9 protein-coding genes are annotated in these 10,144 nt (G+C 59.9%); 8 read left to right on the top strand and 1 reads right to left on the bottom strand.

The window, feature by feature from the left end; translation table 11 throughout:
* Positions 1–262: 262 nt before the first annotated feature.
* A complete protein-coding gene (mrdA, locus tag AC1RQB_RS27770; protein WP_063341041.1) occupies positions 263–2,155 on the top strand; it encodes a penicillin-binding protein 2 in 1,893 nt (630 codons plus the stop codon).
* Between the two features lie 11 nt (positions 2,156–2,166).
* On the opposite strand, the gene AC1RQB_RS27775 is transcribed toward mrdA, so the two are convergent.
* The gene (locus AC1RQB_RS27775) at positions 2,167–3,126 is read right to left on the bottom strand and encodes a LysR family transcriptional regulator (protein WP_063341040.1); all 960 of its coding nucleotides are present in this window, start codon (positions 3,124–3,126) and stop codon (positions 2,167–2,169) included.
* 157 nt (positions 3,127–3,283) lie between these two features.
* Between AC1RQB_RS27775 and AC1RQB_RS27780 the strand changes: the two genes are divergently transcribed.
* From AC1RQB_RS27780 to AC1RQB_RS27810, 7 genes are all read left to right on the top strand, one after another.
* The gene (locus AC1RQB_RS27780) at positions 3,284–4,585 is read left to right on the top strand and encodes an MFS transporter (RefSeq protein WP_063341039.1); all 1,302 of its coding nucleotides are present in this window, start codon (positions 3,284–3,286) and stop codon (positions 4,583–4,585) included.
* The gene (locus AC1RQB_RS27785; protein ID WP_063341038.1) at positions 4,582–5,337 is read left to right on the top strand and encodes a class II aldolase/adducin family protein; all 756 of its coding nucleotides are present in this window, start codon (positions 4,582–4,584) and stop codon (positions 5,335–5,337) included. Before AC1RQB_RS27780 ends, AC1RQB_RS27785 begins: the two co-directional genes overlap by 4 nt.
* On the top strand, positions 5,334–6,275 hold the full coding sequence (locus AC1RQB_RS27790) for a 2-hydroxyacid dehydrogenase (protein WP_198537187.1): 942 nt from the start codon (positions 5,334–5,336) through the stop codon (positions 6,273–6,275). The genes AC1RQB_RS27785 and AC1RQB_RS27790 overlap by 4 nt, the downstream gene beginning before the upstream one ends.
* A gap of 127 nt (positions 6,276–6,402) precedes the next feature.
* Positions 6,403–7,782 (top strand): MFS transporter, encoded by a 1,380-nt coding sequence (locus tag AC1RQB_RS27795; protein WP_063341037.1) that lies wholly within the window; start codon positions 6,403–6,405, stop codon positions 7,780–7,782.
* Between the two features lie 18 nt (positions 7,783–7,800).
* On the top strand, positions 7,801–8,193 hold the full coding sequence (locus tag AC1RQB_RS27800; RefSeq protein ID WP_063341036.1) for a RidA family protein: 393 nt from the start codon (positions 7,801–7,803) through the stop codon (positions 8,191–8,193).
* Complete coding sequence (locus AC1RQB_RS27805; RefSeq protein ID WP_063341035.1) at positions 8,186–8,797, top strand: RraA family protein; 612 nt, start codon at positions 8,186–8,188, stop codon at positions 8,795–8,797. The genes AC1RQB_RS27800 and AC1RQB_RS27805 overlap by 8 nt, the downstream gene beginning before the upstream one ends.
* A gap of 39 nt (positions 8,798–8,836) precedes the next feature.
* Positions 8,837–10,066, top strand: a complete 1,230-nt coding sequence (locus tag AC1RQB_RS27810) for a Zn-dependent hydrolase (protein ID WP_063341034.1) — start codon at positions 8,837–8,839, stop codon at positions 10,064–10,066.
* The last annotated feature ends 78 nt before the right edge of the window (positions 10,067–10,144 follow it).

Here is a 10,144-nt window from a genome sequence, read left to right on the forward strand (position 1 = left end):
GTAGGTCATCGTCAAGATTAAATTCCGAAACCCCTATCTGCGTATGCAGGTAGGGGTTTTGTTTTGCCCGCAGGAAAGTGCCGTGGCAAATAAAGGAATAGCCCGCCCGCTATCCCTTGTGATAGTTGCATCGTTTATGAAATTTTGGCTGACGCGCTAAAGTGACCCCGCCGTTTTTGGTATGGTGCAGCTCGTTTTTTAACGGACTGATTTCAAGCCTACGGATCGGCACTTCCTCTACAGTCAAAGAGCTGCCGCAGAAATGCCTGAACCGATACCAATCAAGGACCACGAAAAAGAGACGCGCCTGGTCAATAAAAGACTGATGGCCTGCGCCTTGTTCGTCGTTGCTATCACCTGCGCGCTGGTGGTACGGCTGTATGTTCTGCAAGTGGTTGAGTACGACTACCATTCGACGATCTCCGAAAATAACCGCGTACACGTATTGCCGATCGCCCCTACCCGTGGGTTGATCTATGACCGAAACGGCGTGCTTCTGGCGGACAACCGGCCCAGTTTCAACTTGACCATCACCCGAGAACGGGCCTCCGATGTCAAAGAAGAGCTGGATGACGTGGTCAACCTCCTGCACCTGCCGGCTGAAGACCGCACACTGTTCGACAAGGCAATGAAGCAGGCTCGACACCCCTTCGTGCCCGTCACCTTGTTCTACGAACTCAGCGAAGAACAGATCGCCGTGCTGGCAGTCAACGAGTTCCGTTTGCCAGGGATCGACGTAGAGCCACAATTCGTTCGCCACTACCCGATGGGCGCACACTTCGCACACTCGATCGGCTACGTCGGCCGCATCAACGAGAAAGAGTCCAAAGCCCTGGATACGGTGGAATACCGTGGCACCCAATCCATCGGCAAGACCGGCATCGAGAAATTCTACGAGCCCGAGTTGCACGGCCATGTGGGTTATGAAGAAGTCGAAACCAATGCTCAGGGCCGCGTGCTGCGAGTGCTCAAACACACCGATCCGATCCCCGGCAAAAACATCGTTCTGAGCCTCGACGTCAAACTTCAGGAAGCTGCCGAGGAGGCGTTGGGCGATCGCCGTGGCTCGGTGGTCGCTCTCGACCCGTCGACCGGCGAAGTACTCGCGATGGTCAGCAAGCCCAGTTTTGACCCGAATTTGTTTGTGACCGGCATCAGCTTCAAGGAGTACGCGGCGCTACACGATTCCATCGACCGGCCGCTGTTCAATCGTGTGCTGCGTGGGCTCTACGCGCCGGGCTCGACCATCAAGCCGGAAGTGGCTATTGCCGGCCTCGACGCCGGGGTGGTCACTGCGCAGACCCGCGTCTTCGATCCGGGTTACTACCAGCTACCGGATTTCGATCATAAATACCGTAACTGGAACCACAGTGGCGATGGCTGGGTGGACATGGACGCGGCGATCATGCGCTCCAACGACACCTACTTCTACGATCTGGCGCACAAGCTGGGGATCGACCGTCTGCACGATTACATGGCGATGTTTGGCCTCGGCGAGAGGGTCTCGCTGGACATGTTCGAAGAGTCTGCGGGGTTGATGCCATCCCAGGCCTGGAAGAGCGCCACGCGCCGTCAGGCATGGTTCCCGGGTGAGACCGTGATCCTCGGCATCGGCCAGGGTTACATGCAGGTCACGCCGCTGCAGCTCGCCCAGGCCACTGCACTGATCGCCAACAAAGGTGTCTGGAACCGGCCGCACCTGGCCAAGACTGTGGACGGTGTTGCACCAGTGGATGAGCATCCAATGCCAAACATCCTATTGAAAGACCCGCGTGACTGGGAGCAGGTCAACCACGGCATGCAGATGGTAATGCACGACGCTCGCGGGATTGCCCGAGCGGCAGCCGCGGGGGCTCAATACCGCATCGCCGGCAAGAGTGGTACGGCGCAAGTGGTGGCAATCAAGCAGGGTGAGCGCTACAACCGGGCGAAAACCCTGGAGCGCAACCGTGACAACGCCTTGTTCGTCGGTTTCGCCCCGGCCGAACATCCGAAGATTGTCATTTCGGTGATGATCGAGAACGGCGAGGCTGGTGGTCGCGTCGCCGGTCCCGTGGTGCGGCAGATCATGGACGCCTGGTTGCTCGATCAGGACGGCCACCTGAAGCCGCAATACGCCGTGCCGGGCAAAGCGCCGGGCGACCCTCACGTCTAACGATCAAAGCTTCACAGCACAGGCTCACGAATACTGAGCATGTGCTGGAAGCTCTCCAGAAACACGGTTTCGGCCTGACTCATCTTCTGCTCGCGATTCCACAATAGCTGGATATCGAAATCCACCACCCCATCTTCCGGTGGCAAACGCCAGAGCAAACCTTGCTCGACATCCCTTCCTACCAAGTGCGTCGGCAGGCAGCCAATGCCGAACCCTGAACAGATCAAACGATAAATTTCTTCGAAACTCGTTGATGACGCAACGATCTTGCCAGTGAACCCTTGTTGATCGCGAAACAGTGTCAACGGCGACAGATTGCCCCCGAGCTGGTCGCTGGTGAAGCTCACGAAATTCTCCGCCGCGAGCTGTTCCAGGGTCAGGTTCTCTTGTCCGAACAGTCGATGGCGCTGCCCACAAAAGTACGCATAAGTCTCGCGAAACAGTACTCGCTGTTCCAATCGCGGCTGCGGTAAACGGCACAGGCCGACGCCAACGGTCGCCGTCTTTTGCAGCAGTGAACTGATGATGTTCGAGCTGCCCATCACTTCGACTTCAAATTCGATTTTCGGATGGGTTTCGTGGAAATCGGCGAGGAACTCGTCGTAATGTCGTGCTTGCACGCCGCTGACGGTAAGGATGCGAATCTTGCCGACCACATCGTCGTTATGACTCTCCACCACTGTGCCCAGTCGTGAAATATCGCCGTAAATGTCCGCCGCAATGCGCAGGACTTCCTCCCCGGTTTCCGTCAGATCAAACCGTCGCCCGCTACGGGCAATCAACACACATTCCAATTGTTCTTCCAGCCGTTTCAGTGCCTGGCTGACGGCTGACTGCGTGATATGCAATCGCGCAGCGGCCCGGCTCATGCTGCCTTCCTGGCCGATCACCAAATAGGTGCGTAACAGGTTCCAGTCGAGGCGATCATTCAGAAAGCGGCGACCAACCCAAGGGTTAGAAATGGAAGGCATAAAAATTCCCTGTAGTAGCAAGGCTAATAGTAAAGATAAGAATTTGAAAATTGACTAATCCTGGCACGGAAGCGATAAAGCTAACAAGCGCCACAGAGTGCAACCCGTAAACAGCCTTCAATACCTGCCCAAAACTATAAATACACAGGGTCCTTGCATGCACACTACCCCTCAACCGCGTCGAGCGGCAGCGGCAGCCTTCATTGGCACGACCATCGAGTTCTACGACTTTTACATTTACGCCACGGCGGCGGCGCTGGTGCTCGGGCAAGTGTTCTTTCCCAGCCACGACCCGGTGATGAGCACCCTGGCAGCGTTCGGCAGTTTCGCCGTCGGCTTCATCGCTCGACCAATGGCCGGCATGGTGTTCGGTCATTTGGGTGATCGCCTCGGTCGCAAGAAAATGCTGCTGGTGACCATGGCGCTGATGGGGCTTGCTACCACCGGCATCGGGATGTTGCCGAGCTACGCCAGCGCCGGTATCTGGGCGCCGATCGGTCTGATTGTGCTGCGTTTGATCCAGGGCATTTCAGTCGGTGGCGAGTGGGGCGGGGCGGTGTTGATGGCCAGCGAGCACGCACCGGCCAAACGCAAAACCTTTTATGCCTCGTTCGCTCAGCTCGGCAGCCCGGCAGGTTTGCTGCTGGCCCTGATTGCTTTTCGCCTGGTGACATCCCTTGAGCCAGAGGACTTCCTCGCCTGGGGCTGGCGTCTGCCGTTTCTCGCCAGCGGTGTGCTGATGATGGTCGGCCTGATGATCCGCTCCGGGGTGCATGAGTCGCCGGAATTCGCCAAGGCGAAGGACAACAACGAGACCGCCAAATACCCGGTGAAGGATGTGATTCGCACCTGCTGGCGGCAGATCCTGTTCGCAGCCGCCGCGGTGACCATCGGTTCCGCCGGGTTCTTCTTCACCAACACGTTCATGATCACTTACGTCACCCAGTATCAGGGCATCCCGCGCTCGACGATTCTCGATTGCCTGTTCCTGGTGACCGTCATTCAGCTGCTCTCGCAACCGCTTTCCGCGCTGCTCGCCGAGCGCATTGGCGAAGGCCGCTTCCTCAAACTCGTCGCGCTGCTGTGCATGGTCACGCCGTACCCGATGTTCCTGTTGGTGGGTACGCAAAACATTGTGCTGATGACCGTCGGCATCGCTCTGGCGGTGGTGATTCTCTCGGCGCTGTACGCGGTGATTGCCGGTTACATGACCCAGGCGTTCCCGGTGCACCTGCGCTACTCGGGCATTTCTATCGCATACCAGTTGAGTTGCGCGCTCGCCGGCGGCACCACGCCGCTGATCGGCACGCTGCTGGCGAGCAAGTTTTCCGGACAATGGTTGCCGTTGGCGGTGTTCTTCACCTTGCTCTCGGCCCTGTCCTTGATCGGTGTTTGCGGCCTGGCACGCCTGCGCGCCAACCCGGTCGCCACCCACGCTGCTAAAGAGGTGTATTCGTGAGTAAACCTGAACACATCGGCCCGGTTGAATGGCAAGCCCGTTGCGAACTGGCTGCGCTGTATCGACTGGTCGCGCACTTTCGCATGACCGATCTGATCGACACTCATATCACCCTGCGGATTCCAGGGCCTGAGCATCACTTTCTGATCAACCGCTACGGGGTGATTTTCGACCGCATGCGCGCTTCGGATCTGGTGCGCATCGATCAGGACGGGCGAGTGGTCGATCCGGCCTACGAAGGTCATCGGGTCAACGCCGCAGGCTTCGTTATCCACTCGGCGATCCACATGGCTCGCCCGGACCTGAACTGCGTGATCCATACCCATACCGCCGCCGGCATGGCAGTTGCCGCGCAGAAGCAAGGCTTGCTGCCGATCAGTCAGCACGCGCTGAAGTTCTACGGAAAATTGGCGTATCACACCTATGAAGGCATCGCCCTGTCGCTGGATGAGCGCGAGCGTTTGATTGCTGATCTGGGGCCGCACCGGGCGATGATCCTGCGCAATCATGGCTTGTTGGTCGGTGGCTCCGGCGTGGCACAGGCGTTCCAGGAAATTCACTTCCTGGAGCGTGCCTGTCAGGCGCAAGTTGCGGCGCTGGCCGGTGGTTCGGCGCTGCATTACCCGTCCCCGGAAGTGTGCGCACATACCGCCGAACAGTTTGACCGTGATGAACAGGACAACATCATCGACCTGGCCTGGGAGGCCGCCCTGACCCTGATCGAATCCCAGCGCGAGTCCTATTTGTCATGAGTCCTGTCATCAACACCGTGGTTTTGCTGTCCCGTGACACCCTGCTGCTCAAGCAATTGCAGGCTGCGTTTGCCCGCAGTGCGCCGCAACTCGCCACGGTGTTGGCCGATGATCCACAAGCCGCCAACGCGCAGATTGCCGCGTGCTGGTTTCCCTTGCCGGGCAGCCTCGGTGCATTGCCGAACCTGCAAGTCATTCACTCGGTGGCCGCCGGTATCGATCACCTGGATCACGACCCGTCGTGCCCGGACTTGCCGGTGTGCCGAGTGGTCGATCCCGGTCACCGCCAAGGCATGACTGAGTACGTGCGCTGGGCGGTGATTCACTATCACCGCGGCTTCGATCAGGTGCTGGAGCAACAACGGGAACAGCGCTGGGAGCGGCCGCTGCAACGGGCGGCGGGGCAGTTCAAGGTCGGGGTGATGGGGCTTGGGTCGTTGGGCAGCGCCATTGCCCAGGACCTGGCTGCCGCCGGTTACGACGTTCGTGGCTGGGCGCGCCGCCGCAAGGATCTGCCGGGCGTACAGACGTCCGCCGGTGCGGAACAACTGAACCCGTTTCTCGATGGATTGGAGTTGCTGATCAACTTGTTGCCGCTGACCAGCGAAACCCGCGGCATCCTCGGCAATGCAACGTTCGAGCGGCTCGCCAATGGCGCCGCGCTGGTCAATTGTGGTCGGGGCGGGCATCTGAATATCGACGACCTCGAACACGCGCTGGCCCGAGGAAAACTGCGCGGCGCTTTGCTGGATGTTTTCGAACAAGAACCGCTGCCGGTCGATCACCGTCTCTGGACAATGCCCGGCGTCACCATTACCCCGCATATGGCGTCCGCGGCTTCCCACGACTGTATCGCCGAACAAGTAGCAGAGAACTTTCGCCGTTTAAATGCCGGTGAGCCGTTATTGAATTGTGCGGACCGAACACTCGGTTATTAATAAGAAAGCGCCTTGCAAACTCGCCCATTGAGTTGGGCGACGTATAACAACAATCCCTTATCTCAAACGTTTTACTGCCAGTTAAAACAATTACATATGAGTTCTTGATGAACTCCTGGAGACAGTAATGAGCGATCTATCGCCTGTAGAAAAGTCCGGCGCACCTCCGGAAGTTGCAATCAGCATGAAGAAAGTTGCCGTGGCCAGTGTGATTGGCACCACGGTGGAATGGTACGACCTGTTTGTGTTCGCCACGGCTTCGGCGCTGGTGTTCAACAAAGTGTTCTTTCCTGATTTCGATCCGTTGATCGGTACATTACTGGCCTTCGGTACATTCGCTTCGGCGTATCTGGCCCGGATTGTCGGCGCGGCACTGTTCGGTCATTTCGGTGACCGCCTGGGACGCAAGTCGATGTTGTTGGTTTCACTGTTGACCATGGGGGCCGCTACGTTCGCCATCGGGTTATTACCCAATTACGCGGCCATTGGTATCTGGGCGCCGATCCTGTTGTTGCTGCTGAGGGTGATTCAAGGCCTGGCGTTGGGTGGCGAGTGGGGCGGTGCGGTGCTGATGGCGGTGGAACATGCGCCCGCCAACAAACGCGGTTTGTACGGCTCGTGGGTACAGATCGGCGTCCCGGCCGGGACCATGATTGCCAACCTGGCCTTCCTCGTGATTGCCGCGTGGCTGTCCCCTGAAGACCTGTTGGCCTGGGGCTGGCGTATCCCGTTCCTGGCCAGCGTGCTGCTGATCGCCGTGGGCTTGTACATCCGCTTGAACATCTCTGAAACCCCGGCCTTCAACAAGGTCAAGGAAGCCGAAGTCCAGGTGAAAATGCCGCTGGCGGAAGTGTTCCGCAAGTACTGGAAACAAGTGGTGCTGGGAGGGATCGCCACCATGTCGACCGGGGCGTCGTTCAACATCATCGTTGCATTCGGCCTGACGTACGGCACGCAAAATCTCGGGTTCAGTCGCAGTGTGATGCTCGGCGTGGTGTTGCTGTCCTGCGCCTGGTGCATCGTCATGTTGCCAGTGTTCGGCGCACTGTCGGATCGCTACGGACGCAAGCCGATCATCGTTGCCGGCATCGTCGCCGAAGCGCTGGTCGCGTTCCCGATGTTCTGGTTGATGGACACCAAAGAGCTGTCGTTGGTGATCTTCGGTTACCTGCTGTTGATGACTGCCTTCGCGGCCAACTACGGGCCGATCGCGACCTTCCTCGCCGAATTGTTCGGCACGCGAGTGCGCTATTCCGGGTTGTCGATCAGCTACATGTTGTCCGGCCTGCTCGGCAGCGCCGCCACGCCCATCGTCACCACCGCATTGCTGGCAGCGACCGGCAAAGGCTCTTCGGTGGCCTGGTACATGATCGGCGCGGCGTTTATTTCGTTGGTGGCGCTGTTGTTGCTGACCGAGACTTTCAAGCGAGACATCAGCGAAATTCAGACGGCAGTTCCGGCCGCCGATCCAGCCCTCGGCAAACCAATCAAATCGGCCGCCGCCTGATTAATGGAGCTCAACAGCATGCGCAGAATTCAATCGGCCCCGGGCTTCATCGGCCCGGTCGGCCCTTACTCCCAGGCGGTGGTCAGCGGCCACTTGGTGTTCACCGCCGGGCAGATTCCGGCCCAGAGCGGGCTCGATGACCAGCCTGCTGATTTCACCGAACAAGTGCGGCAAACCTTGCGCAACTTGGAGGCGATCCTGATTGAAGCCGGGTCTGACTTCAGCCACGTGATCAAGGTCAACGCGTACCTCACCGATCCCGCGCAACTGGAGCCGTTCAACGCGGTGTATCGCGAGTTCCTGGGCCATGCGCCGCCGGCACGCACCACGGTCTGTGTAGCGCTGTGGGGCGTGTCGCTGGAAATCGATTGTGTCGCCGAGTTGATTGCCAAGGAGGCGCGACATGGATGAATCGCAGCTGATCGAGCAGCTCAAAGCGGTGAGCTTTCCGACCCTCGGGCATTTTCTCGAGGAGGGCTTTGCCGATTCGCAACTGCGAGCCATGGTGCCCAATGTGAGACTCGTCGGCCGTGCGCTGACCCTGAAACTGGTGGGCGCCGATGCCATCGCGGTCAACCAGGCCCTGGCGCTCATCCAGCCAGGCGATGTGCTGGTGATCGACACCGATGGCGACTGGCAGCATGCCCCGGTCGGCGCGGTCACCCGTTGCGCCGCGAGTTGCGCCGGTGCGGTGGGCATCGTGGTGGACGGCGCGGTGACCGACTTGCTGGAGTTGCGTGAAGCCGGGTTACCCGTCTTCGCTCGCGGCACCAGCCTGCTGACCACCAAGCTGCATGGCCGCGGCGACAGCCAGATCAATCAGCCAATCCACTGTGCCGGCGTCACGGTGCATCCGGGGGATCTGGTGCTGGCGGACGACAACGGCGTGCTGTTTCTCAATCCGGCCACCGCGCAAAACGTCATCGAACGCGCGCTGGCATCGGATCGCGCCGAGCCGCGCTTGTTGGAGCGGCTGCGCGCCGGTGAACCGGTGTCGCAGGTCTTGAGCGTTTAGGCCGTCAGCCGCTTGATCAATATTTTCCAGGAGTAACGCATGTTGAAAATTAATGGTGAACGCCTGTGGGCGAGCTTGATGGCCATGGCCGAAATCGGCGCCACCGCACGTGGCGGCAGCTGCCGTCTGGCGCTTAGCGATGAAGACAAGGCGGGCCGCGAACTGTTTGCTCAATGGTGCCGCGAAGCCGGCATGACCCTGAGCGTGGATGCCATCGGCAACCTGTTCGCCCGTCGCGCCGGCACTGAGCCGGGCGCCGCACCGGTGATGATGGGCAGCCACCTCGACACCCAACCTGAAGGCGGGCGTTTCGATGGCGTCTACGGTGTGCTCGCCGGTCTGGAAGTGGTGCGTTGCCTCAACGACCTCGGCATCCAGACCCGCAAGCCGCTGGAAGTGGCGGTATGGACCAACGAGGAAGGCGCGCGCTTCACCCCTGCGATGTTCGGCTCGGCGGTGTTCACCGGCATCATGGAGTTGGACGCGGCACTGGCGGTACGTGATGTGGATGGCATCAGCGTCGCCGATGCCCTGCAACGCACCGGGTATGCCGGCGAGCGCCCGCTGGGCGGCGCGGTGGATGCTTACTTTGAAGCGCACATCGAACAGGGGCCGATCCTTGAGGATAACGCCAAGAGCATCGGCGTGGTCAGCGGCGGCCAGGCGATTCGCTGGCTCGACGTGCGGGTCGAAGGCATGGCTGCCCATGCCGGTACTACGCCGATGCCGTTGCGCAAGGACGCTCTGTATGGCGTGGCGCGGATGATCCAGGCAATCGAAGGCCTGGCCAGCGATTTCGCCCCCGAAGGCCTGACGACCGTCGGCGAGTTGAGTATCAATAAGTCGTCGCGCAATACCATTCCAGGTTTGGTGAATTTCACCGTCGACCTGCGTCATCACCGCGACGAAGCCATCGATGCGATGGAGCAGCAGGTGCGTGCGCGGCTCCAGGCGATTGCCGATAACCGAGGATTGAATCTGACGATTACTCCCCACTGGATCAGCCCGGCGACACCGTTCGATGCTGACTGTGTGGCGGCGGTGCAACAAGCGGTGGATGCACTGGGCTACGCTCAGCAATCGATTGTCAGCGGTGCCGGGCATGATGCGATTCACCTGGCGCGGTTCTGTCCGACGGCCATGGTGTTCATCCCTTGCGTTGGCGGATTGAGCCACAACGAAGCCGAAGACGTGTTGCCCGAAGATGTGCGTCAGGGCACCGATGTGTTGCTCAACGCGGTGCTGAGCCGAGCAGGCAAAGTCGAATAAACGCAATCCATGTGGGAGCGGGGGGGGGGGGGGGGGGGGGGGGGGGGGGGGGGGGGGGGGGGGGGGGGGGGGGGGGGG

The sequence above is a fragment of the Pseudomonas sp. GW822-FHT02E03 genome (assembly GCF_058802325.1).